We start from the raw sequence: 26,157 nt of genomic DNA, 5'->3' as shown, positions 1-26,157 counted from the left end.
GTCCTCGGCATCTCAGTGCGGCAGGCGCAGCGGATACGCCGTGACCGGCGCGGCGAAACCCTTGAGAGTGAGCGAGCGAGGCGGCGCGAACGCCTGCCCGTCGAGGAGTTCACGCAGCGGCTCGGACACCAGGACCTCGCTGGGGTCGGCGGCAGCGACGAGCCGGGCCGCCCGATTCACCGAATTGCCGAAATAGTCGCCGCCGATGGCCAGCACCTCGCCGAAGTCGAGTCCGGCGCGCACCTGCAGGTGGGTCTCGGCGGCACGGGGGTGGGTCACCAGGTTGACGGCGACCTGGAGCAGTTCGGCGGGTTCGGAGCCGACCCACATGATGGCGTCCCCGATGAACTTGACGACGCGGCACCCTGCGGCATGCACGATCTCGGTGCTGGTGGCGCTGAACTCGTTGAGCAGCGCCGACAGTTCGGCGGACGTCAACATCTGGGTGAGCGCGGTGAACCCGGACAGATCGGCGAAACCGATGCCGCACACCACATTCGACGAGTCATCGCGGACGACGTGCTCGAAGTAGCTGCGCGCACTCATCACATGGTGGCGGTGTACGGCATCGATCATCGAGCCGATCCGCGGGATGAACCCGGCGGCGGCGCGGTATGCCCTGGCGGTAGTGAGCTCGTCGTGGCTCACATTGAGCTGGATGTCGGGCGTGCTGGCCCGGCTCATCGCCGACAGAGCTTCGGCCAGACGAGCCATGCCGGAACCGATCACCCGCAGCAGGCCGGTGGCCTCGACGTCGCCGACGAGCACCCGCAACTCCGCCCAGGTGCGCAAGGTCTCCAGATCGGCCCGGCTGAGGGTCTTCACATCGCAGCCGGCCACGGTCAGGCCCAGCGCGGCCCACGCCCGCTGCACATCCTCCAGCGGGACATCGATCTCGGCGGCCACATCGGCCAGACAGTATTCCGGCGGCCCCGACCACTGCAGGACATCGCCGGCCAGCCCGAACAACCGGCCGCGGGACTCGGCCTCGATCATCTGCTCGGCGGTGAAACCCAGCCCAGCGAGGTACTCGATGAGCGGGGCACGGTCCCGCGCATCGGTGATCCCGGCGGCGGCCAGTGCATCGAAATCGACCACCAGACCAGTGTGCAATTCGGCGGCCCGTTCCGGCATGCGGATTAGGGTGAATCCGTGACTGACGACCTGCTGCACGGACCGCTGGAAGACCGCCACCGCGAACTGGGAGCCAGTTTCGCCGAATTCGGTGGGTGGCTGATGCCGGTGTCCTACGCCGGGACCGTGTCCGAACACAATGCCACGCGCGACACCGTCGGCCTGTTCGACGTCAGCCACCTCGGAAAGGCTCTGGTCAAAGGGCCAGGTGCGGCGGCCTACGTCAACTCGGCCCTCACCAACGACCTGAACCGGATCGGACCGGGCAAGGCGCAGTACACGCTGTGCTGCACCGAGTCCGGCGGTGTGATCGACGATCTGATCGCCTACTACGTCTCCGACGACGAGATCTTCCTGGTGCCCAACGCCGCCAACACCGCGGCCGTCGTGGCCGAACTGCAGAAGAACGCCCCCGAGGGGCTGACCATCACCGACGAGCACCGCTCGTATGCCGTGCTGGCGGTGCAAGGGCCGAAATCCGCCGAGGTGCTCGCGGCGCTGGGGCTGCCCACCGAGATGGACTACATGGGTTACGCCGACGCCGAGTACGACGGCGTGTTCGTGCGGGTGTGCCGCACCGGCTACACCGGTGAACACGGTTACGAGCTGCTGCCGGCCTGGGACCGCGCCGGCGTGGTGTTCGACGCCCTGGTGGCGGCCGTGCGCGCGGCCGGCGGCGAGCCCGCGGGGCTGGGTGCCCGCGACACCCTGCGCACCGAGATGGGCTACCCGCTGCACGGTCACGAGCTGTCCCTCGACATCTCGCCGCTGCAGGCCCGCTGCGGCTGGGCGATCGGGTGGAAGAAGGAGGCGTTCTGGGGGCGGGATGCGCTGCTGGCCGAGAAGGAGACCGGCCCGGCCCGGGTGCTGCGTGGCCTCAAGGCCGTCGGCCGCGGGGTGCTGCGCGCCGATCTCGCGGTGCTCGACGGGGACACCCGGATCGGCACCACGACGTCGGGGACGTTCTCGCCGTCACTGAAAGTCGGTATCGCGCTGGCACTCATCGACACCGCCGACGACATCGCCGACGGGCAGCGGGTGAGCGTGGACGTGCGTGGCCGCGCCGTCGAATGCGAAGTGGTCAAGCCACCGTTCGTGGCCCCGAAAACACGTTAGCCTCGGGCGATACAATCGCTGCATGACTAGCGGCCATCTCGAGTTCACGGTTTCAGCCAATGCGAATCCGGCGACCGATGCGGTACGCGAATCCATTCTGGCCAACCCCGGCTTCGGCAAGTTCCACACCGACCACATGGTGGCCATCGACTACACCGCCGGGCAGGGCTGGCACGACCCGCAGGTGATTCCGTACGGGCCGATCGAACTCGATCCCTCGGCCATTGTCCTGCACTACGCGCAGGAAGTGTTCGAAGGGCTCAAGGCTTACCGCTGGGCGGACGGCTCGATCGTGTCGTTCCGGCCGGAGTCCAACGCGGCACGGCTGCAGGCCTCGTCGCGGCGGCTGGCCATCCCGGAGCTTCCCGAGGACGTGTTCATCGAATCGCTGCGCCAGCTCATCGCGGTCGACGAGAAGTGGGTGCCCGCGGCCGGCGGTGAGGAGTCGCTGTACCTGCGGCCCTTCGTGATCGCCACCGAGCCGGGACTGGGCGTGCGCCCGGCCAACGAGTACCGGTACCTGGTGATCGGTTCGCCGGCCGGGGCGTACTTCAAGGGCGGCATCAAGCCGGTGAGCGTGTGGCTGTCGCACGAGTACGTGCGCGCCTCACCGGGCGGCACCGGTGCGGCCAAGTTCGGCGGCAACTACGCGGCCTCGCTGCTCGCGCAGGCGCAGGCCGCCGACAACGGATGCGATCAGGTGGTGTGGCTGGACGCGCTCGAGCGTCGTTACGTCGAGGAGATGGGCGGGATGAACCTGTTCTTCGTCTTCGGCAGCGGCGGTTCGGCCCGGCTCGTCACGCCTGAGCTGTCCGGTTCGCTGTTGCCGGGTATCACACGAGATTCCTTGCTGCAGTTGGCCACCGACGCCGGCTTCGCTGTCGAAGAGCGCAGGATCGACGTCGCCGAATGGCAGAAGAAGGCCGCGGCCGGCGAGATCACCGAGGTGTTCGCCTGCGGCACCGCCGCGGTGATCACCCCGGTCTCACACGTCAAGTACGCGGACGGCGAGTTCACCATCGCCGACGGGCAACCGGGCGAGATCACCATGGCCCTGCGCGACACCCTGACGGGAATCCAGCGGGGCACCTTCGCCGATACGCACGGCTGGATGGCCCGGCTGAACTAGCCGTTTCTCCCCGAACGATTTGCGGCGCGCGCAGAATTGATCTGACCTGCGCAAATCAATCGAGGGAGGCCGTCATGGCACTCGTAGCGGGATTCGATCCGGCCGCCAGTGGGCAGCAACCAGTCGACGAGAACGGTGACCCGGTGCCGGTCGGCGTCTGGGGGGATTCCGACGTCGGCGGCGGCGTGTTCGGTAGCAGTGGGGTGCTGCCGAGCGGCACCACCGTGTTCATCGATCCACCGGCCGGTGTCGAGGGGCACGGCGCCGACGGCCCGGGTGTGGTGGGCCGCAGCCCCGCCGGCAACGGTGTGGTGGGCGAGAGTTTGCAGGCGCCAGGAGTTTTGGCGCGCAGCTCAACCGCGTCGGGACTGCTCGGGGTGACCTTCAGCCCCACCGACGATTCACACGGGGTATTCGGTTCCAGCACCACCGGCGGCAACGGGGTCACCGGCTTCGTGGGTGGCGCGACCGGGACGATCGGCAGCAGTGTCCGTGGGTTCGGGGTGCGCGGCACCAGTGGTGAAAATGCCGGCGTCATGGGCATCAGCTTCGCCGACGGCGGTAGCGCCCCAGGCGTGTTCGGCACCGGCGACAACACGATGGGAGTGCTGGGCACCAGCAGCAACGGTCCGGGTGTGTACGGCGTCAGCCAGGCCACCGATGCGATCGCCGGTCTCACCTACGGCGTCGGAGTCTCCGGGGTGTCCGGACTGCACGTCGTCACGGACTCGACCGGGTCCGGTGTCTCCGGACACAGCCACAGCGGAACGGGAGTGCGGGGCAGCAGCGACGACCGGGTCGGTGTGCGCGGTGTCAGCCTGTCCTCCGATGGCACCGCCGGCCTCACCACCGGTTCCGGCCACGGGGTGTCCGGCGTGCACTTCTCGGCTGATCCCGGCGGTGGGGTCTCAGGTCTCAGCGTGGTCGGCAACGGCGTCGAGGGCTTCACCTTCGCCGACACCCGGCGAAACCCCGACGTGGCAGCGGTCCGCGGCCAAAGTGCCAACGGCTTCGCCGGGCTGTTCGTGGGACGGGTGCGGGTGACGGGTTTCCTCAGCAAGAGCGGCGGCGGGTTCACCGTCGACCACCCGGCCGATCCGGCTAACCGGTATCTGTCGCATTCCTTCGTCGAGTCGCCGGACATGCTCAACGTCTACAGCGGCACCGTGACCACCGACCGGTCCGGCAAGGCACGGGTGAAGCTGCCGTCGTACTTCGAGGCGCTCAACCGGGACTTCCGCTACCAGCTCACCGTGATCGGCACATTCAGCCAGGCGGTGATCTCCGAGGAGATCTCCGACAACTCGTTCACCATCGCGACCGACACCGGTCGGGTGAAGGTGTGCTGGCAGGTCACCGGGGTGCGCAAAGACGCCTGGGCGGAAGCGAATCGGGTCACCCCCGAGCACCGCAAGCCCGACGGTGAGCGGGGCACGTACCTGCATCCCGAACTGTTCGGGCGCAAGGCGGTGGCACTGCATCCGGCCCCACCCGCCCGGGTCGCCGAGGTGGTCCCGCCGGAACTGAGCGACTGGGCCGGGCGGCTGCCCGCCGACCTGGGCCAGGTGTCCGGACAGAAGCTGATCGGGTACGTCAGCAGGGCCCGGCGGGTGCTTCGTGCGGCGTGGGCCGCCGATCGAAAGCGCGCCGAGAAGCGGTTGGGTGCAATCCCGCAGCTGCCCCCGCCGGCAGTGGGACGTGCCGAACTGCGGGAGCAGTGGCAAGCCGTGCGGGACGCTGTGGATGCGATGCGCCCACAGGGGCTAGAGGTCAGCCAATCGCCAAACCGAGCGCGACAATCGTCGTCGTCACCTCGACGGCCGCGCCGAGCACGTCGCCGGTGATGCCGCCGAATCGTCGCACGCAGTGAGCCACCAGCAGAGCCGAACAACCCACCGCGACCAACACCACGACCGGGCCCTGCCACATCCGCGGGCTCGCCCATGCGGCCAACGCGGCGACGGCGATGACCCAGCCCGTCACCACGGCGACCGGCTGGGTGCCCGCCACGGCACCGCCCAGTGAGCTGCCCGCAGCCGCGGGCACGGTACGCCGGCAGGCGAGCACCGCCGCGACCCGGCCCGCGGTGACGGCGACGACGATGGCGATCGCGTTGAGGTCCGCGAATGTGAATGTCTGACAACCGATCACGACGATAACCGCGGCGACGCCGAAGGGCCCGGCCGAGCCATCGCGCATGACGGCCAGTGCCCGCTCCGGCGGGCCGTAACAACCCAGGCCGTCGACCGTGTCGCAGAACCCGTCGATGTGCAGCCCGCGGGTGGCCAGCAGCAGGACGGCAACCGCGAGCAGACCGGGCAGTGCATTGCCGGTGCCGAACGCCCACTGGCCACCGGCCACGACCGCGGCCGCAAGTCCGCCGAGCGCCAGCCCGACCACCGGCAGCGCCGTGAGCGCACCCCGACCGACGCCGGCCGAGGTCCGGACCGGCAGCACCGTGCCGAAAGCGAACGCCCCGCCGAGAGCGGCAATCATGGTGTCTCTTCGGAGATTCCGGCTTCGTCGAAGGTTGCCATCGAGGCCAGGGTGGCGATGGCGGCCCGCACGATCGGCAATGCCACCGCGGCGCCGGTACCCTCGCCCAGCCGCATGCCGAGGTCGACGATCGGCTCCAGCCTCAGGTGTGACAGCGCCAGGCTGTGTGCCGGCTCGGTCGACCGGTGCCCGGCCTGCCACCAGGCCCGCGCGCCCGGCGCCAACTCCTCGGCCACCAGGGCCGCGGCCGTCACCACCAAGCCGTCCAGGAGAACCGGGGTGCGCCGGACGGCGGCCTGGGCGAGGAATCCCGCCATGGCAGCCAGGTCGGCACCGCCGCACACGCGCAGCAACCCCAGCGGATCGCGTGTCACCTCGCGGGCCCGGTACAGCGCGTCACGGACGGCGGCCGCCTTGCGCATCCAGCCGAGGTCGTCGATGCCGGTGCCGCGGCCCACCACCGCAACCGGCTCGGCGCCCGTCAGCGCGGCCACCAAAGTCGTTGCAGCCGTGGTATTTCCGATTCCCATGTCGCCCGCGATGAGCAGGTCGGCACCGGCGTCGACCTCGTCGTCGGCGATCTGGCGCCCCGCGTCGACCGCCGCCGCTGTCTCCTCGGCGCTGAGTGCATCTTCCACCGCGATGTTGCCCGAGCCGCGGCGCACCTTGTGGGCGCCGATCGCGGGGGAGAGCGGCTCGTCGCAGTCGACGGCGATGTCGGCCACCCGCACGGTGGCTCCGGACACCTCGGCCAGCACGTTGATCGCGGCACCGCCGGCGTCGAAGTTGGCCACCATCTGGCCGGTCACCGCGGACGGGAACGCGGATACCCCCGCGGCCGTGACTCCGTGGTCCGCGGCGAAAACCACCACGCGTGCCCGGGTGAGCGGGCGCGGCGGACATTCGCCCTGGCACGAGGCCGCCCAGATCGAGAGTTCCTCGAGACGGCCCAGTGAGCCGGGCGGTTTGGTGAGCCGGGCCTGCCGGGCCCGCGCCGCCGCGGCGACGTCGGCATCCGGTGCGGCAACCGGGGGGAAGGCCGCATCGAATTCGGTCATGACGGCTCCTTCACCGTGAGCGGTTGGCCGGCCACCACCAGCACCACGTGGTCGCACACCGCGGCCAGGCGCTGGTTGACCGTGCCCAGTTCGTCGGCGAACCGGCGTCCCGCCTCGGTGGCGGGGACCACGGTCAGCCCGACTTCCGGGCTGACCAGCACCAGGGGAGCGGTGAACGCGTCCACCGCCTGGGCGAGCGCGTCGACCTCGGGGCCAACGGGTGTTCCGGTCCAGGCGCCGAGGCGGTCCATCGTCGCGGTCAGCCAGCCGCCGATGTCATCGACGAGTGTCGCGGTGCGCGGCGCCTGCGGGCCGGCAGTCAGAGCCGCCACAAGATCCCAGGTCTCCACGGTCTGCCAGTGCGCGGGACGACGGGCCTGATGCGCACCCACGCGGCGGGCCCAGGCCGGATCGCTGTCGGCGGCGGGCCCGGTGGCCAGGTAACGCACCGGCGTGCCGTCCCCGGCGGCGCGCGACACGGCCGCTTCGGCCCACTGGGATTTGCCGGAGCGGATGCCGCCGAGCACCAGTGTGCGCACCGGTCAGGCCACCTGAAAGGGCATCAAGAGATCTTGTCGCCGCGATTGACCACCGGCCGCGGCGCCCGCATCCGGCGCAGCTGCGACGCCCTGCTGGCCGCGTAAAGGCCGAGCTTCCAACCGCTTTCGGTGTTGCCGGGGAACTTCTCGTCCACCATGTGGTTCACCTTGCGGCCGACGATCAACCCGTCGATCAGCATGATGACGACCAGGATCAGCATCGCGTAGGACAGGATCTGCTGGAACTTCAGCGACGGCAGCGCCAGCATGAAGAAGATCATCGCCAGGGCGGCGGGCATGAACAGGCCCAGCACGTTGCGGCGGGAATCGACGACGTCGCGGACATAGCGGCGGACCGGACCCTTGTCGCGGGGGAGCAGGTAGGACTCGTCGCCGGCCATCATCTTCTCGCGGCGGTCGGCCATGTCCGCGCGGCGGGTGAGCCGCTCGATCTTGCGCTCTTCCTTGGACAGCTTCGGCCCGCGCAGCTCCTTGCGGCGCTGACGTGCCTCGGCGGACGTCAGGGGTGCGGGCGCGACCGGGCCGCGCCGCTTGGTGGCCTCGCTCCGCTTGGGCGTCGGCCTGCCCTTGGGCGCGCTGCCCTTGGGGGCGGTGCCCGGGGCGCCGCCGGCTGTCGATCCGGCGGCCCCGTCGACATTCGTGACCTGGTCGGTCACGGCGGGTTCGCCTTCGTTGTCCTTCTTACGGCCCAGCAGCTTCACGCCAGCCAGGTTACTGCCCGCCGCAGGTGGCCTGGCCACATGCCCCGGCCTGTGGATAAGTCGGGAATAGCGGCGGAACAAGGTACCGTTGAGGTAGTAGACGCGCGGCACGTCCACGCGTTTCCTATGTACTTCAGCTGTACCGGCATCAGAGATGCCCAGGGATGCTTAGGGAGAGCTATGACTGTTCAGGACGCCACCTCCACCGAAACCCACGGTGTGACCCTGTCCGACGCTGCGGCGACGAAGGCGAAGGCGCTGCTGGACCAGGAAGGTCGCGACGACCTCGCGCTGCGGATCGCTGTCCAGCCGGGCGGATGCGCCGGCCTGCGCTACAACCTGTTCTTCGACGACCGCACCCTCGATGGCGACCTCACCGCCGAGTTCGGCGGCGTCAGGCTGGTCGTGGACCGGATGAGTGCGCCGTACGTCCAGGGCGCCACCATCGACTTCGTCGACTCGATCGAGAAGCAGGGCTTCACGATCGACAACCCGAATGCCACCGGCTCCTGCGCCTGCGGCGACTCCTTCAACTGATTCAACTGAGGTGAGCTGACGGCCGGCGGTCAGTATTGACCGCTGGTGCGCAGCACGTACGAGCACACGAGAACCTGCTCGTCTCTCCCGTTCCTTTTCACCAGTAGCTGTGCCACGCCCTGTTGTTGCTCGTCGACGGGGCGCTGTCCGCGGGTGGAGCCGCTGGCCGGCGCGACGCGCATGGTGAACAGCACCTGAGCCTGCGTGGTGGACCACGGCACGTTCGCGTCGATCCCCGTCACCTCGACCTGGCTGAACTGCTTGCGGAATGCGTCGCTGGCCAGGCCTGCCACCGCCAGATCGGCCTTGCGGTCCCTGACCCCGTCGTACAGCCCGCACAGCGTGTGGCGCGCTACGGCTTCGTCATCCCCGTCGAGCAGCGCATTGAGATATTCCTGGATCGCCGCCTGGGCGCGGGCGTCGGAGACCACGACCGGCGCCGCAGGTCCGCGCCGGCCCGCGACCAGCACCGCGGTCAACACACCCGCGAGCGCGGCCACCACCAACAGCCCTGCCACGATCTTGGGCCAGCGGCGCCGCGTCGGGTAAGGCACCGGCGGCGGGAGCGTCCCGGGATACGCCGACGGCCCGGACGTCACCTGCTCGGGATACGGCTGAGGCGGAATCTGCTCGGGGTACTGGTAAGAACCAGTCATTGAAGGGCGCTCCCCGCGTGATCTGGAGGTTGGTCAGCCGTCTACGGTGACCGGGAATACGGTTATACGCAGGTTAGCGCAACCGCCGAAGTGCGACCGTGTGCGCAGATCGCCGACGGGCAGCGCGGGTACTGTTATGTAGCCGACTTAACGAAATGAGGGGTGACACCACGTGACCATCGCAGTTACCGGATCTATCGCTACCGACCACCTGATGCGGTTCCCGGGCAAATTCTCCGAGCAACTGCTGGCCGACCACCTGCAGAAGGTGTCGCTGAGCTTCCTGGTCGACGATCTGGTGATCCATCGCGGGGGAGTGGCGGGCAACATGGCCTTCGCGATCGGCATCCTCGGCGGCGACGTCGCGCTGGTCGGCGCCGCCGGTCAGGATTTCGGTGAATACCGGACCTGGCTCGAGGGCGCCAGTGTCGACTGCGGCAGCGTGCTGATCTCCGAGAGCGCCTACACCGCACGCTTCGTCTGCACCACCGACGAGGACATGGCCCAGATCGCCTCGTTCTACCCCGGTGCCATGTCGGAGGCGCGCAACATCGCGCTGGCCGACCTGGTGGATCGCGTCGGCAAGCCGGAACTGGTGATCATCGGCGCCAACGATCCCGAGGCGATGTTCCTGCACACCGAGGAGTGCCGCAAGCTCGGCCTGGCCTTCGCTGCCGATCCCTCGCAGCAGCTGGCCCGGCTCTCCGGCGAGGAGATCCGCAAGCTCATCAACGGCGCCGCCTACCTGTTCACCAACGACTACGAGTGGGATCTGCTGCTGCAGAAGTCGGGGTGGAGCGAGGCCCAGGTGATGAGCCAGATCGGTTTGCGCGTCACCACGCTCGGCGCCAAGGGTGTCGACCTGGTCAGCTCGGACGGCACGTTCGTGCACGTCGACGTGGTGCCCGAGAAGCATCAGGCCGACCCCACCGGAATCGGCGACGCGTTCCGCGCCGGCTTCCTGACCGGACGCAGCGCCGGACTGGGCCTTGAGCGCTCCGCCCAACTGGCGTCGCTGGTCGCGGTGCTGGTCCTGGAGTCGACGGGTCCGCAGGAATGGACCTGGGACGCGGCCGAGGCCGTGCAGCGCCTCACCGATGCCTACGGGGCAGAAGCGGGCGCCGAGATCGCCAAAGCTCTGGCCTGACCGAACCGACGCGGAATTGCCCCGAAACCACGGTTTCGGGGCAATTTCTGCTTCTGTTCGCGGTTAGAGCTGCACGGCGGCGAGCCGCCTAGAGCTGCACGGCGGCGAGCCGCCTAGAGCTGTACCGGGTAGTGCGGTTCCTTGATCTGCGGGGTCACGCTGTGCTCCACGAAGATGGCGTGCCACAGCATGAAGATCAGCACGGTCCACAACCGGCGGCTGTGATCGCTGACGCCGCTGCGGTGTTCGTCGAGCATGGTGCGGACCGCGGCGAGATCGACGTACTCCCCGGCTCCTGAGGACGCCGTCATGGCGTAGGCCCAGTCCATCAGCTCACCGGCGCGCAGCCAGTGCCTGATCGGCACCGGGAAGCCCAGCTTGGGCCGGTTCAGCACATGGGCCGGCACGATCGGCTCCAGGGCGCGCCGCAGCGCGTACTTGGTCGTCGAGCGGGTGATCTTCTGGTCGACCGGCAGCCGGGAAGCCACCGCGAACACCTCGGGGTCCAGGAACGGCACCCGTAGCTCCAGCGAGTTGGCCATCGTCATCTTGTCGGCCTTGACCAGGATGTCGCCGCGCAGCCAGGTGAACAGGTCGATGTGCTGCATCCGCGCCACCGGATCCCAGCCCTGCGACGCGGCGTACACCGGGGCCGTGACGTCGGTGTGCGTCCATTCCTGCCGGAAGCCCGGCAGCACCGCGCGCAGCTGCTCGTCGGAGAAGCTGCGGGCATTGCCGTAGTAGCGCTCCTCAAGGGTCAGCGAACCGCGGTGCAGCAGGCTCTTGCCCCGCATGCCCTCCGGCAGCGGCTTCGACGCCTTGCCCAGTGATTTGCGTACGGGCCGCGGCAGGTAGTCGAACGGCCTGAGCGACAACGGTTCCCGGTAGATCGTGTAGCCGCCGAACAGCTCGTCGGCCCCCTCGCCGGACAGCACCACCTTGACGTGCTTGCGCGCCTCACGGGCGATGAAGAACAGCGGCACCAGGGCCGGGTCGGCCACCGGTTCGTCCAGATACCAGACGATCTCGGGCAGCGCCTCGACGAACTCTGCCGGACTCACCACCTTGGCGACGTGCCGGGCGCCGATCGCCTCGGCGGAAGCCACGGCGACATCGACCTCCGAGAAGCCCTCACGCTCGAAGCCGGTGGTGAAGGTGATCAGCCGGGGGTTGTGACGCATCGCCAGCGCCGCGATCGCCGTCGAGTCGATGCCGCCGGACAGGAAGGCACCCACCGTGACATCGGCGCGCATGTGCTTGGCGACAGAATCCTCAAGCGCGGCGGTGATCTCGTCGTACCGGGACTGCTCGGACCCCTTCACGAACGGCACAGCGTTGAACTTCGGCACGAAGTAGCGGGTCACCTCGGGCCGGCCGCCGGGCCGCAGGCGGGCGTAACTGCCCGACTCCAGCCTGCGGATGCCGCGATGCAGCGTCTCGGGTTCGGGTACGTACTGCAGCACCGTGTAGTGCTGCACCGCCCGTTCGTCGATGCCCAGATCCAGTCCTAGCGGGCCGGCGAGGTCGAGCAGGCACTTCTTCTCGCTACCCACCGCGGTGCCGCCCGGCCCGGTGGCCATGAACAGCGGCTTGATGCCGAACGGGTCCCTGGCGCAGAACAATTCGCGCTCGACGGTGTCCCACAATGCGAACGCGAACATGCCGCGGAGCCGATTCAGCGCGTCGGTACCCCAGTAGTGGTAGGCCGCGACGATGGCCTCGCCGTCGCCGTCGGTGTGAAATACAGCACCGAACTCGGACCGCAGGGCCTCACGAAGTTCCAGATAGTTGTAGATCTCGCCGTTGAACACGAGCACGTACCGGTCCGGTGCGTCGGCAGGTCCCCACCGCAGTGGCTGGTGGCTGTGCGCGATGTCGATGATCGAGAGCCTGTTGAAGCCGAGCACCACGGTGCCGTCGGGCCCGTCGCCGGTCGTGTCGGCCCAGGTGCCGGGCTCGTCGGGGCCCCGGTGCCGCATCAGGTGGGAAGCGTTCGCCACCGCGTCGACCAGCCGAGATCCGGCGTCGGGGGAGGCGTCACCCGGGTTGGATCCGGTAGGGGCAGTTACCAAGGCGAGCAGTCCGCACACCGCGCCAGTATGTCTGATCCGGCGGGTCCGCGAGACCACCACCCGGGCCGTTGCGCCAGTCGCTCCGGTCCCGTCGCGACGCCATTCCCGAGTCGCTTCGCTCCCGTGGACCGGCGTGGTCTACGCTGCGTAGTATTCGCAAAACAACGACCGGTCGCGGTCGCGAAATACCGATCTAGGAGGCGCCAACGTGACACCTCGCGGGCTTAAGAAGGTGGCCCGAGCGGCGTTGTTGACCATTGTCCTGGGTGGCTCAGCCCTCTTGCTGAGCGGCTGCAGCTGGCAGGACGCACTCGCGCTCGGTTGGCCGACCGGAATCACCCCAGAGGGCAAACTCAACCGAGAGCTGTGGATCGGCTCCGTGATTGCGTCCTTCGTGGTGGGCGCCATCGTGTGGGCCCTGATCTTCTGGTCCAGTGCATTCCACCGGAAGAAGAAGGGCGACACCGAGCTGCCGCGCCAGTTCGGCTACAACATGCCGCTGGAGCTGGTGCTGACGGTCATCCCGTTCCTCATCATCTCGGTGCTGTTCTACTTCACCGTGGTGGTCCAGGAGCGCATGCTCCACAAGGACCCCAACCCCGAGGTCGTCATCGACGTGACCGCCTTCCAGTGGAACTGGAAGTTCGGCTACCAGAAGATCGACTACGCCGACGGCACATTCGATTACGACGGTGTCGACGCCGAGCGCAAGGCCGCGATGACGTCCAAGCCGGAGGGCAAGGACGAGCACGGCCAGGAGCGCGTGGGCGCGGTGCGCGGCCTCAACCCCGAGGACCGCACCTACCTGAACTTCGACAAGGTCGAGACGCTGGGCACCTCCACGGAGATCCCGGTGCTGGTGCTCCCGGCGGGCAAGCGCGTCGAGTTCCAGCTCAACTCCGCGGACGTGATCCACGGTTTCTGGGTGCCGGAGTTCCTCTTCAAGCGCGACGTGATGCCGGAGCCGAAGGCCAACAACTCGGACAACATCTTCCAGGTCAGCAAGATCGAGCAGACCGGTGCGTTCGTCGGACGCTGCACCGAGATGTGCGGTACCTACCACTCGATGATGAACTTCGAGGTCCGGGTCGTCGAACCCAATGACTTCAAGGCCTACATGGATCAGCGCACGGCAGGCAAGACCAACGCCGAGGCTTTGGCGGCGATCAACCAGGAGCCGTTGGCTGTCACGACCCACCCGTTTGACACCCGACGCGGTGAGCAGGCACCGCAGGCGAGCAAGTAGGGGCTACACGCAATGCATATTGAAGCTCGACTGTTCGAGATCCTCACGGCTTTCTTCGCCCTGTCGGCGGTGCTGTACGGCGTGCTGACGGCGATGTTCGCCACCGGTGGCGTCGAGTGGGCCGGTACCACCGCGCTCGTGCTCACCACCGGCCTGACCTTGATCACCGGCACCTTCTTCCGCTTCGTGGCGCGTCGTCTCGACACCCGCCCCGAGGACTACGAAGACGCCGAGATCAGTGACGGCGCAGGGGAACTGGGCTTCTACTCGCCGCACAGCTGGTGGCCCATCCTGATCGCGCTGTCTTTCTCGGTCGCCGCTGTGGGCGCCGCCCTGTGGCTTCCCTGGCTGATCGTCGCAGGCGTCTGCTTCGTGCTGACAGCTGTCGGCGGCCTGGTCTTCGAGTACTACTGGGGACCTGAGAAGCACTGACCCGTCCGGACGTGCCGATTGTGGCCTGGTCAAGGTCACAATCGGGCCGTCACTTCATCCGCCACCGGCAGCGCCGGACTCGCCGGCTTCCCCTCGTTGGGTAATGTTGCCGGGGCACTGTCACCAGCGAACGGTTTCGTCTCGCTCCGCGTGGCAGTGAAGTTGTCGAGAAGGATAGGCGTAGATGAGCGGGCCGAATCCCCCGGAACCGGGTGCCTCCGGTTCTGATTTGCCGGATCAACCCGGAAAGCACTCCGCACCCGAGGAGCCCACGGAGGTCGCGGGCGCCGACGCGGATGGCGGCGAGACGGAGTTCTACTCACAGGCGTACTCCGCGCCCGAGTCCGAGCAGTTCACCAGCGGGCCGTACGTGCCTTCCGATGTGGCGCTCTACGACTACGACGATTACGACGCGTCGACGGAGCTGGTCGACACCTCCCCACCGCCGCGCTGGCCGTGGGTGGTCGGTATCACCGCCATCATCGCGGCGGTCGCCCTGGTGGCTTCGGTGGCCGTCCTGGTCACCCGGGACGACGACACCAGCAACCTGGCGACCCCGCGGCCGAGTACCACCACGTCGGCGCCGCCGGTGCAGGCCCGCGCCGGCCCCGAGCACCACGACGGCGCCGCCGACCACCACCACGACGCATGCCGGACCCCGCCAGGTCACCTATTCGGTGACGGGCACCAAGGCCCCGGGTGACATCATCACCATCACCTACGTCGACGGGAACGGAAACCGGCGCACTCTGCGCAACGTCTACATCCCGTGGACCTTCACGATGACCCCGATCTCCAACTCGGACGTGGGTTCGGTCGAGGCATCCAGCCTGTTCCTGGTGAGCAGATTGAACTGCTCGATCACGGCCAGCGACGGCACCGTGTTGTCGTCGAACGCCAACAACTCCGCGCAGACTGCCTGCTGATGTCCGGGCCAAGCAGCGAACTCGACAACACCGACCGGGTTTTGCTGGGCGCATGCGCCGCGGTCTGGCTCGCTGCGCTGGGTGCCGGGGTGGCCGCTGTCGTCGCCCTGGTGGATCTCGGCCGCAGTCATCCGCAGGGATCTGAGAGTGCTGACACCCCGTGGGTGCTCTACACCGTGATCGGCCTGTCGGTGCTGGTGATCGCCGGGGCGGTGCCGTTGCTGCTGCGCGCCCGGGCCCAGGCCGACAACCGCCAGCCCGGTGGACGGCGACCCCTGCCGCCCGCCCGGTCACCGCGCCCGATCGGGGGCAGCTACCGGGCCGCCCCGGTCGCGATGAGTCGCTACACCGCGGGCACCGGTGCGGCGACCGCCGCCACCGAAGCGGTGTGGCTGCGGTTCACCTTGGCGGTCACCTGCGCCATCGGTCTGGGTACCGCGGCCATCGGGCTGGCCACCTATCTGATGGCGACCGGCAGCAATGTGGCGGCCTGGTGCCTCTACGGCCTGGCCGGGTTGGTCACCGCGGGCATCGTCGCGCTGCCGATCGTCGCGCTGCGACAGCTCGACGCGTTGCGGTCCTGAACCCGCGCGAGGCCGGGTGCCGCGGCGGAGCGGCCGAACATCACCGGTCCGCACAAGGCGATCAACGACTACATCACCGAGAACAAGATCGCCGAGACACCGTTCAAGCCCAACGATCCCGGCCCACCGGATTTCGACTTCCCGTTCCCACCGGACCGGAGTAGCGCGGGGGCAAGACGCGGTGCCATCGTCTACGGCAAGCCGGCGGATCCGGCCGATCCACCGGCCATCATCGCCATCGCTCGGAGAACAGCCCGAGCAACAGTCTGGGCGGTTCGGGCAACATCCCTTGTCTGCCCGGGCGTTTGGTCCTGTGTCTCGGCGCTCTGCAGAACAGGCCGATTCCGTTCCGGGTTCGGCGTTGCAGACGACCTATCCGCCCGCCGGGCCCGCACCGCGTTCAGGACCCAAGGGCACCTGGCCGTAGCCGTCATCGCCGCCGGGCTCGGGACCTCCACATAAAACAATCGCCGCAACCTCTTTCACGAGGCTGCGGCGATTGTTTGGGGTAGGGGAGTGGTCAGTGGTGACCGTTGGTCTCCCCGTTGCCATTTCGCTCCTGCTGTTCGCGCAGGGCGGTCAGTGCCTTGTGCTCGGAGGCGTGTGCGGCCTCGGTGAGCGCATCGTGCTCGACCGCCGGATCGGCGAACAGGAAGCTGCCGGTGCCCGGCGAGCCGGCCGATCCGAGCTTGTTCATCCGCTTCGGCAGAGCAGCACCCTGGTACTCCAGCGGGATCGGGTGGCCGTGGTCGTCGACCGGTCCCAGCGGCTGGTGCAGCTCGACGTAGGCACCGTGCGGCAGGCGCTTGATGATGCCGGTCTCGATGCCGTGCTCCAGCACCGCACGGTCGCTGCGCTGCAACGAGATTGCCCACCGGTACGCGATGAAGTACACGATGCCCGGCAGCACCACCATGCCGATACGGCCGATCCACGTGGTCGCGTTCAGCGAGATGTGGAACTTGAGCGCGATGATGTCGTTCATCGCGGCCAGTGTCAGCACCATGTAGAACGCGATCGCCATGGCACCGATCGCGGTACGCACCGGAACGTCACGCGGACGCTGCAGCAGGTTGTGGTGCGCGTCGTCGCCGGTCACCTTGCGCTCGATGAAGGGGTAGGCGATCAGCAGGCCGAAGACACCGCCCATGATCAACGCGACCCAGACCACCGCGGGGATGGTGTGGCCGAAGGGGTAGAACTCCCAGGCCGGCCAGATACGCGCCAGGCCTTCGGTCCACATCATGTAGAAGTCGGGCTGGCTACCCGCCGAGATCTGAGACGGCTTGTAGGGGCCCAGGTTCCAGATCGGGTTGATCGTCAGCAGGCCGCCCATGAGGCCGAGCACACCGGTGATCATCGCGAAGAACGCACCGGACTTCACCGCGAACACCGGCATGACGCGCACGCCGACCACGTTGTGCTCGGTGCGGCCGGGGCCGGGGAACTGGGTGTGCTTCTGGAACCACACCAGCGCCATGTGCGCGCCGATGAGGGCCAGGATGATGCCCGGGATCAGCAGGATGTGCAGCGCGTACAGGCGCGGGATCAGGATCTCGCCGGGGAAGTCCCCGCCGAACAGCGCCCAGTGCAGCCAGGTTCCGATGATCGGCATGCCCAGGGTGATCGAGGACAGCGCAGCGCGCAGACCGATACCGGACAGCAGATCGTCGGGCAGCGAGTAGCCGAAGTAGCCCTCGAACATCGCCAGGATGAGCAGCAGCGAGCCGATCACCCAGTTGGCCTCACGCGGGCGGCGGAACGCACCGGTGAAGAAGATGCGCGCCATGTGCACCATGATCGACGCGGCGAACATCAGTGCGGCCCAGTGGTGGATCTGGCGGACGAACAGACCGCCGCGGACCTCGAAGCTGATGTCGAGTGCGGACTCGTAGGCCCGCGACATCTGCACACCGCGGAGCGGCTGGTACACACCGTCGTAGGTGACGTGCGCCATCGACGGATCGAAGAACAACGTCAGCCAGACACCGGTGATCAACAGCACGATGAAGCTGTACAGCGCGATCTCACCCAGCAGGAAGGACCAGTGGGTGGGGAACACCTTGTTCAGCTGGCGGCGTACCGCGGCCGAGGGGTGGTAACGGGAATCGATCGCATCGCCTTGTGCCGCTGCGATCTTGGCAAGGTCAGGGCTCATGATTTGCGCTCCCAGAATGCCGGTCCGACGGGCTCGACGAAGTCGCCGTTGGCGACCAGGTAGCCGTCTTTGTCAATAGTGATGGGCAGCTGCGCCAACGCGCGCGCAGCCGGACCGAATATGGGCTTTGCGAAGTGCAACGCGTCGAACTGCGACTGGTGGCACGGGCAAAGAATGCGGTAGGTCTGCTGCTCGTACAGCGACGAGGGGCAGCCCAGGTGCGAGCAGACCTTGGTGTAGGCGAACAGCTCACCAAAGTTGAAGCTCTCCTGGCCCTTCCGCTTGACCACGCGGGACATGTCGGCCGGCTTGATGCGGATCAACATGACCGGGTTGCGGACACCCATCGAGATCTCGGTCAGGTGATGCTCGGACTCGACCGTGGTCCCGTCGCCGTCAGACTCGCGCCAGGGGAAGACGGTTTCCATGCCACCGGCATCGAGATCCTCGGGCCGCATCTTGACGAACGGAGAGGAGCCGGGCCGCCCGGTCGCGCGGGCCAGGTAGATGGTCTCGCCGTGGAACCGGGGCGTCCAGCCCGAGGTCCACAACACGGCCTTCTTGCCCTCCGCGGTAGGCACTACAGGCTTCCACGGGTTCTTGATCAACCCGCCGATGAAGGCCACCAGGGTGCCGGCGCCGAACGCGCCGAGGCCGATGCCCAGCGACAAGCCGATCAGCTTGCGGCGCTTGACGGTCGAGCCCTCGAGGGCGTCGGTCAGGTTGGCCGCGATGGTCTTGCGGTGCAGCTCGGGGGAGCGTCCGTCGTGACGGTCCTGGACCGAGATCTCCTCGGGGATGAACTTCTTCTGGAACAGCACCGCACCGATGCCGATCGCCAGGATCGACAGGCCGAAGGTGAGGCCGTAGAGCGGGGTGGCCAGGGAGTAGAGGAACTCGCCCTCCGAACCGAAGGGCTGGTACTCCCACGGCCAGAACAGGAAGACCAGCAGCAGGGCCAGGCCCGAAAGCCCGCCGAGCAGAAGCCAGTACGCGACCAGCCGCTCGGTGCGCTTCTCGGCCTTGGTGCCGGGGACCGGCCAGCGCGGCTCCTTGAAGATGGTCTCGACGCCGTCGATCTTGCCGCCGAGTTCGACGAGATCCTCGCGCGACATCGAGGCGAGCTCGTCGTCGCTGGGAATCTGCGGGGTGTTGTCGGTCATGCTCGTGCCCCGATCCACATTGCCACGCCGATAGCGGCGACCATTCCGATAATCCACATCGCCATGCCCTCGGGAGCGGGGCCGAAGCCGCCGAGCCCGTAGCCGCCGTAGCTGGGAGTCTCAGCCGATTCGCGGACGTAGGCGACGATGTCGCGCTTCTCTTCCGGTGAGAGCTGCCGGTCGGAGAACTTGGGCATGTTCTGCGGGCCGGTCTGCATCGCGGTGTAGATCTGCGCCGGCTTGGTCTCACCGAGGTCGGGCGCGTACTTACCGGAGGACAGCGCGCCGCCCTTGCCGGTGAAGTTGTGGCAGGACGCGCAGTTCAGCCGGAACAGGTCCGCACCACGGGCCACGTCGGACCCGATCAGCGATTCCTGGGCCACGGCGCCGTTCTCGTCACGGATCACCGTCGGGCCGCCACCGTTGGCCTGAACGAACGCACCGAGGGCGTCGATCTGGTTCTCGTCGAAGTGCTCGGGCTTGGATGGTGCCTGGGCCTCACCGCGCATCGCGGGCATACGACCGGTCGACACCTGGAAGTACACCGCGGCCTCGCCGGTGCCGATCAGGCTGGGCCCGCGGTCGGGCACACCCTGCAGGTTGGCGCCGTGGCACGAGACGCACGACGTGTCGAACAGTTGCTTACCCGTGCGCAGCAGCGCCGACTGAGATTCGTCGGCGACTGCGACCTGCGGTGTGGGCGTCAGCGTGGCGGCAACGCCACCTGCGACTGACAGGCCGACCAACAGCAGGAGACCTGCTGACAGTCGTCGGCGAAGTCGTCGGCGCGACTTGCTGGTCATCGAACCCCTTCTCATCGAGTCGATCATCGGCCGGCCGATCATCGGACAAAGTAGATGGTGGCGAACAGCGCAATCCAGACGATGTCGACGAAGTGCCAGTAGTACGAGACGACGATCGCCGCGGTGGCCTGCGCGGGCGTGAACTTACTCATCTTGGTGCGGGCCAGCAGCAAGATGAACGCAACAAGTCCGCCGATCACGTGCAAGCCGTGGAAACCGGTCGCCAGATAGAAGACCGATCCGTAGGCACTGCCCGGGATGGTGGTGCCGTGCTCGACCAGGTGGATGTACTCGTATCCCTGGCCCAGTACGAAGAACAGGCCCATCAGGAACGTGATCACATACCACCGGCGCAGCCCGAACACGTCGCCGCGCTCAGCGGCGAACACGCCCATCTGGCAGGTGAAGGATGACGCGATCAGAACCAGCGTCACCGGAACAGCAAGGGCCAAATTGAGTTCGGTCGGCTCGGGCGGCCAGTTGCCGCCGGCTTGCGCGCGCGCCGTGAAATACATCGCGAAGAGTCCAGCAAAGAACATGAGTTCACTGGAAAGCCACACGATGGTGCCGACACTGACCATGTTCGGCCGGTTCAGCGAATGAACGCGCGACGTGATTGCCGTTCCCGAGGTACCTACAGCGCTCGTCACATCCGCAAGTATGACGCTTTGTAGTTGTCGAACTCCACCCGGGTCGAGCAATTGATCGGAAACGTGTCGCCTCGGGGACGGCTGTGCGGCGCCACGGCTCCGGTGTCAGACCCGCGCAGCGATAGCATTCTGCCGTGGCTCCTGCATCTTCTCCGCTTTCCCCATCCGCGTCCGGCTCTGTGGCCGCGCCGTCTTGGCCGCTCATTCTCGGGCGCCTGACCACGGAGCAGAGCCTGCCCAACGGCTATGCGGGATGGGCCATGGACCAGATCATGACCGGGGTGGCGACCCCGGCTCAGATCGCCGGCTTCGCGGTGGCGATGAAGATGAAGCGACCGACGTCGGCAGAGGTCGGGGAGTTGGCCGACATCATGCTGTCGCACGCCCGTCGGGTGCCGACCGATCAGATCGGTCACGAGACCGTCGACATCGTCGGTACCGGTGGCGACGGGGCCAACACGGTGAACCTGTCGACCATGGCGGCCATCGTGGTGGCGGCCTGCGGTGTCCCGGTGATCAAGCACGGCAACCGGGCGGCGTCCTCGCTGTCGGGCGGTGCCGACACCCTGGAGGCCCTGGGGGTACGGATCGACCTGGGCCCCGACGAGGTGGCGCGCAGTGTCGCCGAGATCGGTATCGGGTTCGCCTTCGCGCCCCAGTTCCACCCGTCGTATCGGCACGCCTCGGTGGTGCGCCGGGAGATCGGCGTTCCGACCGTTTTCAATCTGCTTGGACCGCTGACCAATCCGGCCGCGCCCCGGGCCGGGCTGATCGGCTGCGCGTTCGACGACCTGGCCGAGGTGATGGCCGGGGTGTACGCGGCCCGCGGCTCCAGTGTCCTGGTGGTGCACGGCGACGACGGCCTCGACGAGCTGACCACCACGACCACCAGCACCATCTGGCGCGTGCAGGCCGGCACGGTGGACCGGCTGAAGTTCGATCCCGCTGCCTTCGGCTTCAAGCGTGCCGACATCAGTGAGTTGGTCGGCGGTGACGCCACCGCCAACGCCGCCGAGGCACGCGCGGTGCTGGGCGGGGCCAAGGGGCCGGTGCGTGACGCGGTGGTGCTCAACGCGGCAGGCGCGATGGTCGCGCATGCCGGGCTAGCCAGCGACGCCAAGTGGGTGCCGGCGTGGGAGGCCGGTCTGGCGCGGGCCACCGAGGCCATCGACTCGGGTGCGGCCGAACAACTGCTCGCGCGTTGGGTGCGGTTCAGCCTCCAGTTCTGAGTTCTGCTGCTGGGCCGCGGCCAGTCGGGCCGAGCGGGCCGTGGCGGCCCACTGCGCATAGCGGCCCGCCGCCCCGATCGGCGTCGTGTAGCCGGTGCCGGCGTCCCCGTCCGGGCCGTCGGTACGCACGATGCGTACTCCGGGTGCGGCCAGCCAGCGGGCGACGAGCGCCGTCTCCTCCACCAGCGCGCCGCCCAAAGGCGTTGCGGTGGGCAGGATTACCTGTGCGGCCGCGCAGATCGCGTCGACCACCGGCATCGGCGGCACGCCGCGCTTGGCCGTGCCCGCCCCGGCCAACTGGCCGTGGCGGATCACCGCGAAATGCCAGCCGCCGTTGCCGTCCCCGCGTGCGGCCACGAGTTCGGGCAGATCGGCCAGGGCGCGCAACCGCTGCCCTCGCCACAGCGCCTCGATGGCCACCGCGGCGTGATCGCGCATCCTGGCGGCGGTCTCGTAGCGGCGGGCCGCCGCCAGTTCGCCGATATGGGCCAATGCCGCCGCCAGGCCGGTGTGGTCGGTGCCGTCGATCAGCGCGGTGGCACGTTGCACGGCGGCCGCGTACGGCGCGGCCCCGATGTCCTGCGGGGCCGGGCACGGGGACAGTTCCATTTCGGGGCAGCGGTGGATGGCGGCCGCGCCGAAGCGGGCCGTGCAGGTCCGCACGCCGGTGAACCGGGCCAGCAGGATGGCCGACTGTACGGCGTCGGCCCGGGCCGAAAACGGGCCGAAAGCGGTGCGGCGACCGGGGTTTCGCACCACCGAAAACCTCGGGAAGGCCTCGTCGGTGAGGGCGACCCACCACCATCGCTGTGGGGACTTGGACCGCCGGTTGTACGGCGGTGCGTGGGCCGCGAGCAGTCGCAGCTCACGCACCCCGGCCTCCAGATCGTGGGCGCACTCGACATGGTCGACGACGCGCGCCAGCGAGGCCATCTCCTTCATCCGCGCCCGAGGGTCTGCGCCGGTGAAGTACTGCCGGACCCGCCGCCGCAGATCGACCGCAGTGCCGACGTAGAGCACCTCGTCGGAGGGGCCGCGAAAGAGGTAGACGCCCGGCCGGTTCGGCAGCCGGTCGGCCAGTGAGCGGTTGCGGCGCTGGGCCGGCGTGACGTCGGGCAGGTAGTTCTTGAGATCGGCGAAGGTGTGGATGCCCTGGTTGCCGACCCGCTCGATCAGGCCGTGCAGGACGTCGACGGTGGCGCGGGCGTCGTCGAGGGCGCGGTGCGTGGGTGTGGTGGATGCACCGAACAGCCGGGCCAGTGCGGACAGCTTCACGCTGGGCGCCTCGTCCCGGGTCAGCACGCGCCGGGCGAGTTTCACCGTGCACAGCACCGGCGGCCGGGGCCATCCGAGCTCCGCCCGCTGCGCGGCCGCGCGCAGGAACCCGATGTCGAACCCGGCGTTGTGGGCGACCAGTACCGCGCCCCGCGAGAATTCGAGGAACGCGGGCAGGACGCTGTCGATCTTCGGCGCGTCGCGCACCATCGCCGTGGTGATGCCGGTGAGCTCGACGATCTGCGGTGGGATGGCGCGGCCGGGATCGACGAGGGTGGCCAGCTCGCCGAGTATCTCGCCGCCGCGAATCTTGACCGCGCCGATCTCGGTGATGGCGTCGTAGCCGTCGCCCGGCGCCTTCGCGGTGGCCCGGCCCCCGGTGGTCTCCAGGTCCACCACCACGAAAGTGGTGTCGGCGAGCGAGACGGCGTCCAGGGCCCCGTCCTGTGCGCCGAAGCCGAAGGCCAGCTGCTCGGAGTCGGCGATGTTGCGCTGGCCCATGGCGATGACGGTAGGTACCGGCACCGACAACCTCGGGTCGCCACGCCCGGGCTCGCCGGGTCTTGTCGGTACGCGGCGATACGGTGCGCGCAACACCGATCGAGAGGACGGTCAAGATGAGCGGAGTGTGGCGGGACAACTGGTCCTATGCCGACGAACCCTGCCCCGACGAGCCGGACACCGGCAGCGTGACCATCGACTGCGACGATTGCGCGGTACGCGGGCCCGGGTGTCAGGACTGCGTCGTCAGCGTGTTGCTCGGCATCCCGGAAACTTTGCTGGATGACGAGCGTCAGGCGTTGGAAGTGCTCGCTGACGTGGGCCTTGCTCCACGACTGCGACTCGTGCCGATTCACCGGAACGGCAGATCCGGAGTCGCCTGACGACACGCGACGCTTCGTGCACAGGAAAATATTCCGGGTGGGCTGTTAAATTTGCACCTTCTGTTGGACAAGCCCGATGCCGTTTCGTAACCTATCTGAGACCTAAGAGCAGTTCGAGGCGGCTCGCCATCGCCAGTTGTGAGGACAAAAACTTGAGGCACGAGCGCGCGCACCGGCCCACAAGTCGTGTCAAGCGATCCATTGCGGGTGCAATAGCGGGCTTGATCTTGATACCAGGGTTCCTGGCGGTGAGTTCGCAGGCCGATCCCGGCGATGATGCCCTGGCAAAGCTCAATGAGCTGTCCCGGCAGGCCGAGCAGACCACCGAGGCGATGCACTCCGCGCAGCTGGATCTGAACAACAAGCTTGCCGCACAGGAGAGTGCGGAGAAGAAGCATGCTGACGACACCGCGGCCGTCGATGACGCCAAGTCGCAGCTGGCAATCTTTCAGACTTCGGTGAACAAAGTAGCTGCCGCCCAGTACATGGGGGGTCGCACCTCCGGTGTGGACGCGATCCTGACGGCAGGCTCGCCGCAGCAGCTGATCGAGCAACTCGCGGTGCAGCGGGTGATGGCGACCGAGATGTCGGCGCAGATGAAGAGCTTCCGTTCGGTGGGCGAAAAGGCCGCGTTGGCCGAGAAGGAGTCGGCGAAATCGGCCGCCGACGCCAAGACCGCCGCAGAGCAGGCAGCCGCGGTGCGCGCCGACCTGCAATCCAAGCAAAGCCAGCTCCAGGTACAGATCGCGATCGTCAAGTCGCAGTACCAGGCGCTGAGCCCGGCCCAGCGGGAAGCTATGACGGCGCTGCCGCCGACCCCGCCGGTGCCCGCGCCCGAGGCGTTGCCGCCGGCGCAGGACCCCGCTATTTTGGCTGACCCGCCGAACGGGATTCCGCCCGGCGATGTCGCCCCGCCGGAGGGCGCCCTCCCGGATGGGGGCGGTGGCCATTCCGGCACCGTCATCCAGGCAGCGCTGAGCCGGATCGGCTCGCCGTACTCCTGGGGTGCGGCCGGTCCCAGCTCCTTCGACTGCTCCGGCCTGGTGATGTGGGCGTTCCAGCACGCCGGCATCTCGCTGCCGCACTCGAGCCAGGCCATGGCCCGCGGCGGCCAGCCGGTCTCGGCTGACTCGATGCAGCCCGGCGATGTGGTGACGTACTACTCCGACGCCTCCCACGTGGGCATCTACATCGGCGACGGAATGATGGTGCACGCGTCGACCTACGGCACCCCGGTTCGGGTCGCCCCGGTCAACAATGCGCCGATCTACAACGTCCGTCGTTACTGAGAAGTCCGTCGGTATTGAGCGCCCCGACAGTGGGGCGGGTTTCACCCTGACGCCTTACCGGCGTCTGCTGGTGGCGGTACTCCTGGTCGAGCTGGCGCTGGCAATGGCGCTGTTGTGGAGATCCTCGCCGGTCCCACGTCCGTCACCGCCTCCGGCCGCGTCGTCGAACATCTCCGGTGTACCTGCCGTCCCACAACCTGACCCGGTCACCGTGCTGGTGCTGCCCGACGGGCGGACCGCCCGGCTGCTGGCCCTGGGCGGACCGCAGTCGCAGGCCCTGCTGAACCGCCTCGGCCCCGAACTCGGTGAGGCGGCCGCCACGGTGACCGCATTCTGGGGTCCGGACTGGCCGCAAAACATCGAGATCGCGGTCGCGGGGTCCGATCAACAGTTCCGGGTGCTGGCCGGAGGAGCCCCCGACATCGCCGCGACCACCACCGCGCAGCGGATCATGTTCGCCCCCGGCGCCGCCGACATGAGCCCGGCCGCGTTGCGAATTGTGTTGCGCCACGAGCTGTTCCATTACGCCGCCCGGTCGGCGACCGCGGCCGATGCACCGCGCTGGCTCACCGAAGGCGTGGCCGATTACGTCGGCCGGCCGCCCACAGCTGCACCGGCGCAGGCCGCGGAGTTGGCCCAGCTGCCCACCGATGCGGACCTCGACACCCCCGGTGCCGCCCGCAGTCTGGCCTACGACCGGGCGTGGTGGTTCAGCCGCTACGTGGCCGACGCCTACGGGGTTCCGAAGCTGCGTGAGCTGTACCTGCGCACCTGCGGAGCCGGTCACCCGGATGTGGCCACCGCGGTACGGGAGACGCTGGGCGCCGACCTCGACGCAGTGGTTGCCGGTTGGCGGCACTGGCTGACCGGATAGCCTGTCGCCGATGGGGAGCACACGGAGCGCAGCCGGAT

General features: G+C 68.2%; 24 protein-coding genes and 2 pseudogenes. 14 read left to right on the top strand and 12 right to left on the bottom strand.

The features are described 5' to 3' along the window. Positions 1 to 12 precede the first annotated feature (12 nt). Positions 13 to 1,134, bottom strand: a complete 1,122-nt coding sequence (locus tag EH231_RS08910; RefSeq protein ID WP_090432124.1) for an adenylate/guanylate cyclase domain-containing protein — start codon at positions 1,132 to 1,134, stop codon at positions 13 to 15. Positions 1,135 to 1,152: 18 nt separating this feature from the next. Here EH231_RS08910 and gcvT point away from each other — a divergent pair, with 18 nt between their 5' ends. The 3 genes from gcvT to EH231_RS08895 all read left to right on the top strand — a co-directional run bounded on the left by gcvT (position 1,153) and on the right by EH231_RS08895 (position 5,223). Then, complete coding sequence (gene gcvT, locus EH231_RS08905; protein WP_124712244.1) at positions 1,153 to 2,250, top strand: glycine cleavage system aminomethyltransferase GcvT; 1,098 nt, start codon at positions 1,153 to 1,155, stop codon at positions 2,248 to 2,250. Between the two features lie 22 nt (positions 2,251 to 2,272). Beyond that, positions 2,273 to 3,379 carry a branched-chain amino acid aminotransferase gene (locus tag EH231_RS08900; RefSeq protein WP_090431275.1) on the top strand — a complete coding sequence of 369 codons (1,107 nt, stop codon included), beginning with the start codon at positions 2,273 to 2,275 and terminating at the stop codon, positions 3,377 to 3,379. Between the two features lie 74 nt (positions 3,380 to 3,453). Next, positions 3,454 to 5,223 carry an autotransporter outer membrane beta-barrel domain-containing protein gene (locus tag EH231_RS08895; protein ID WP_090431273.1) on the top strand — a complete coding sequence of 590 codons (1,770 nt, stop codon included), beginning with the start codon at positions 3,454 to 3,456 and terminating at the stop codon, positions 5,221 to 5,223. Here the strand turns inward: EH231_RS08895 and EH231_RS08890 are convergent. Genes EH231_RS08890 through EH231_RS08875 form a run of 4 tightly spaced genes read right to left on the bottom strand, consistent with a single transcriptional unit; the run spans position 5,150 to position 8,194 of the window. Next, a complete protein-coding gene (locus tag EH231_RS08890; RefSeq protein ID WP_124712243.1) occupies positions 5,150 to 5,875 on the bottom strand; it encodes an adenosylcobinamide-GDP ribazoletransferase in 726 nt (241 codons plus the stop codon). The two genes, EH231_RS08895 and EH231_RS08890, sit on opposite strands and share 74 nt — an antisense overlap. Further along, a complete protein-coding gene (gene cobT / locus EH231_RS08885) occupies positions 5,872 to 6,933 on the bottom strand; it encodes a nicotinate-nucleotide--dimethylbenzimidazole phosphoribosyltransferase (protein ID WP_090431269.1) in 1,062 nt (353 codons plus the stop codon). The genes EH231_RS08890 and cobT overlap by 4 nt, the downstream gene beginning before the upstream one ends. Beyond that, the gene (locus tag EH231_RS08880; RefSeq protein ID WP_090431266.1) at positions 6,930 to 7,472 is read right to left on the bottom strand and encodes a bifunctional adenosylcobinamide kinase/adenosylcobinamide-phosphate guanylyltransferase; all 543 of its coding nucleotides are present in this window, start codon (positions 7,470 to 7,472) and stop codon (positions 6,930 to 6,932) included. Before EH231_RS08880 ends, cobT begins: the two co-directional genes overlap by 4 nt. A gap of 23 nt (positions 7,473 to 7,495) precedes the next feature. Next, complete coding sequence (locus EH231_RS08875; protein ID WP_124712242.1) at positions 7,496 to 8,194, bottom strand: DUF3043 domain-containing protein; 699 nt, start codon at positions 8,192 to 8,194, stop codon at positions 7,496 to 7,498. Positions 8,195 to 8,374: 180 nt separating this feature from the next. Between EH231_RS08875 and EH231_RS08870 the strand changes: the two genes are divergently transcribed. Then, positions 8,375 to 8,731, top strand: coding sequence for a HesB/IscA family protein (locus EH231_RS08870; protein WP_090431262.1), 357 nt, complete (start codon positions 8,375 to 8,377; stop codon positions 8,729 to 8,731). A 29-nt stretch (positions 8,732 to 8,760) separates the two neighbouring features. On the opposite strand, the gene EH231_RS08865 is transcribed toward EH231_RS08870, so the two are convergent. Further along, the gene (locus tag EH231_RS08865; protein WP_090431260.1) at positions 8,761 to 9,387 is read right to left on the bottom strand and encodes an Rv0361 family membrane protein; all 627 of its coding nucleotides are present in this window, start codon (positions 9,385 to 9,387) and stop codon (positions 8,761 to 8,763) included. Positions 9,388 to 9,559: 172 nt separating this feature from the next. Between EH231_RS08865 and EH231_RS08860 the strand changes: the two genes are divergently transcribed. Then, positions 9,560 to 10,534 carry a carbohydrate kinase family protein gene (locus EH231_RS08860; RefSeq protein ID WP_124712241.1) on the top strand — a complete coding sequence of 325 codons (975 nt, stop codon included), beginning with the start codon at positions 9,560 to 9,562 and terminating at the stop codon, positions 10,532 to 10,534. Between the two features lie 113 nt (positions 10,535 to 10,647). Here EH231_RS08860 and asnB read toward each other — a convergent pair whose 3' ends face one another. Further along, positions 10,648 to 12,624 (bottom strand): asparagine synthase (glutamine-hydrolyzing), encoded by a 1,977-nt coding sequence (gene asnB, locus EH231_RS08855; protein ID WP_090431255.1) that lies wholly within the window; start codon positions 12,622 to 12,624, stop codon positions 10,648 to 10,650. 190 nt (positions 12,625 to 12,814) lie between these two features. Here asnB and ctaC point away from each other — a divergent pair, with 190 nt between their 5' ends. The 5 genes and pseudogenes from ctaC (at position 12,815) to EH231_RS08830 (ending at position 16,256) form a co-directional block, all read left to right on the top strand. Beyond that, a complete protein-coding gene (gene ctaC, locus EH231_RS08850) occupies positions 12,815 to 13,852 on the top strand; it encodes an aa3-type cytochrome oxidase subunit II (protein ID WP_124712240.1) in 1,038 nt (345 codons plus the stop codon). A gap of 12 nt (positions 13,853 to 13,864) precedes the next feature. Beyond that, positions 13,865 to 14,284, top strand: coding sequence for a cytochrome c oxidase subunit 4 (locus EH231_RS08845; protein WP_090431251.1), 420 nt, complete (start codon positions 13,865 to 13,867; stop codon positions 14,282 to 14,284). 184 nt (positions 14,285 to 14,468) lie between these two features. After that, positions 14,469 to 15,210 (top strand): annotated as a pseudogene (locus EH231_RS08840) (MmpS family transport accessory protein). Continuing rightward, positions 15,210 to 15,794, top strand: a complete 585-nt coding sequence (locus EH231_RS08835; RefSeq protein WP_090431248.1) for a DUF2561 family protein — start codon at positions 15,210 to 15,212, stop codon at positions 15,792 to 15,794. The pseudogene EH231_RS08840 and the gene EH231_RS08835 overlap by 1 nt, the downstream one beginning before the upstream one ends. A gap of 39 nt (positions 15,795 to 15,833) precedes the next feature. Then, positions 15,834 to 16,256 (top strand): LpqN/LpqT family lipoprotein, encoded by a 423-nt coding sequence (locus EH231_RS08830; protein WP_090432120.1) that lies wholly within the window; start codon positions 15,834 to 15,836, stop codon positions 16,254 to 16,256. A 58-nt stretch (positions 16,257 to 16,314) separates the two neighbouring features. Here EH231_RS08830 and qcrB read toward each other — a convergent pair whose 3' ends face one another. Genes qcrB through ctaE form a run of 4 tightly spaced genes read right to left on the bottom strand, consistent with a single transcriptional unit; the run spans position 16,315 to position 20,568 of the window. Continuing rightward, a complete protein-coding gene (gene qcrB, locus EH231_RS08825) occupies positions 16,315 to 17,952 on the bottom strand; it encodes a cytochrome bc1 complex cytochrome b subunit (RefSeq protein ID WP_044523629.1) in 1,638 nt (545 codons plus the stop codon). After that, a complete protein-coding gene (gene qcrA, locus EH231_RS08820; protein ID WP_164480815.1) occupies positions 17,949 to 19,115 on the bottom strand; it encodes a cytochrome bc1 complex Rieske iron-sulfur subunit in 1,167 nt (388 codons plus the stop codon). The genes qcrB and qcrA overlap by 4 nt, the downstream gene beginning before the upstream one ends. After that, entirely contained in the window at positions 19,112 to 19,918 is an 807-nt protein-coding gene (qcrC, locus tag EH231_RS08815) for a cytochrome bc1 complex diheme cytochrome c subunit (protein WP_090432119.1), read from the bottom strand. Before qcrC ends, qcrA begins: the two co-directional genes overlap by 4 nt. A gap of 38 nt (positions 19,919 to 19,956) precedes the next feature. Further along, the gene (gene ctaE, locus EH231_RS08810) at positions 19,957 to 20,568 is read right to left on the bottom strand and encodes an aa3-type cytochrome oxidase subunit III (RefSeq protein WP_082940089.1); all 612 of its coding nucleotides are present in this window, start codon (positions 20,566 to 20,568) and stop codon (positions 19,957 to 19,959) included. A 134-nt stretch (positions 20,569 to 20,702) separates the two neighbouring features. Between ctaE and trpD the strand changes: the two genes are divergently transcribed. Then, on the top strand, positions 20,703 to 21,797 hold the full coding sequence (trpD, locus tag EH231_RS08805) for an anthranilate phosphoribosyltransferase (protein WP_084622267.1): 1,095 nt from the start codon (positions 20,703 to 20,705) through the stop codon (positions 21,795 to 21,797). Here the strand turns inward: trpD and EH231_RS08800 are convergent. Further along, positions 21,735 to 23,573: pseudogene (locus tag EH231_RS08800) on the bottom strand (DEDD exonuclease domain-containing protein); the annotation flags it as partial. The gene trpD and the pseudogene EH231_RS08800 overlap by 63 nt on opposite strands. A gap of 116 nt (positions 23,574 to 23,689) precedes the next feature. On the opposite strand from EH231_RS08800, the gene EH231_RS08795 reads away from it, so the two are divergent. The 3 genes from EH231_RS08795 to EH231_RS08785 all read left to right on the top strand — a co-directional run bounded on the left by EH231_RS08795 (position 23,690) and on the right by EH231_RS08785 (position 26,119). Then, entirely contained in the window at positions 23,690 to 23,956 is a 267-nt protein-coding gene (locus EH231_RS08795; protein WP_234927193.1) for a hypothetical protein, read from the top strand. 152 nt (positions 23,957 to 24,108) lie between these two features. Beyond that, positions 24,109 to 25,245: a peptidoglycan hydrolase RipC gene (ripC, locus tag EH231_RS08790; protein ID WP_090431241.1), complete on the top strand. Its 1,137-nt coding sequence runs from the start codon at positions 24,109 to 24,111 to the stop codon at positions 25,243 to 25,245. Continuing rightward, the gene (locus EH231_RS08785) at positions 25,214 to 26,119 is read left to right on the top strand and encodes a peptidase (protein ID WP_206429641.1); all 906 of its coding nucleotides are present in this window, start codon (positions 25,214 to 25,216) and stop codon (positions 26,117 to 26,119) included. The genes ripC and EH231_RS08785 overlap by 32 nt, the downstream gene beginning before the upstream one ends. Positions 26,120 to 26,157: the final 38 nt, after the last annotated feature.

It is taken from the genome of Mycolicibacterium nivoides (assembly GCF_003855255.1).
GTDB lineage: Bacteria > Actinomycetota > Actinomycetes > Mycobacteriales > Mycobacteriaceae > Mycobacterium > Mycobacterium nivoides.
Note: the sequence above shows the minus strand (reverse complement) of the source record. Positions and strands in the feature narration are given on the sequence as shown.

Coding starts and splice junctions, on each gene's coding strand:
- EH231_RS08795 (WP_234927193.1), top strand. CDS start 23,690: ATGAGCGGAGTGTGGCGGGACAACTGGTCCTATGCCGACGAACCCTGC.
- qcrA (WP_164480815.1), bottom strand. CDS start 19,115: ATGACCGACAACACCCCGCAGATTCCCAGCGACGACGAGCTCGCCTCG.
- EH231_RS08865 (WP_090431260.1), bottom strand. CDS start 9,387: ATGACTGGTTCTTACCAGTACCCCGAGCAGATTCCGCCTCAGCCGTAT.
- cobT (WP_090431269.1), bottom strand. CDS start 6,933: ATGACCGAATTCGATGCGGCCTTCCCCCCGGTTGCCGCACCGGATGCC.
- EH231_RS08845 (WP_090431251.1), top strand. CDS start 13,865: ATGCATATTGAAGCTCGACTGTTCGAGATCCTCACGGCTTTCTTCGCC.
- EH231_RS08785 (WP_206429641.1), top strand. CDS start 25,214: ATGCGCCGATCTACAACGTCCGTCGTTACTGAGAAGTCCGTCGGTATT.
- EH231_RS08910 (WP_090432124.1), bottom strand. CDS start 1,134: ATGCCGGAACGGGCCGCCGAATTGCACACTGGTCTGGTGGTCGATTTC.
- EH231_RS08870 (WP_090431262.1), top strand. CDS start 8,375: ATGACTGTTCAGGACGCCACCTCCACCGAAACCCACGGTGTGACCCTG.
- EH231_RS08895 (WP_090431273.1), top strand. CDS start 3,454: ATGGCACTCGTAGCGGGATTCGATCCGGCCGCCAGTGGGCAGCAACCA.
- qcrB (WP_044523629.1), bottom strand. CDS start 17,952: ATGAGCCCTGACCTTGCCAAGATCGCAGCGGCACAAGGCGATGCGATC.
- EH231_RS08900 (WP_090431275.1), top strand. CDS start 2,273: ATGACTAGCGGCCATCTCGAGTTCACGGTTTCAGCCAATGCGAATCCG.
- EH231_RS08835 (WP_090431248.1), top strand. CDS start 15,210: ATGTCCGGGCCAAGCAGCGAACTCGACAACACCGACCGGGTTTTGCTG.
- qcrC (WP_090432119.1), bottom strand. CDS start 19,918: ATGACCAGCAAGTCGCGCCGACGACTTCGCCGACGACTGTCAGCAGGT.
- EH231_RS08890 (WP_124712243.1), bottom strand. CDS start 5,875: ATGATTGCCGCTCTCGGCGGGGCGTTCGCTTTCGGCACGGTGCTGCCG.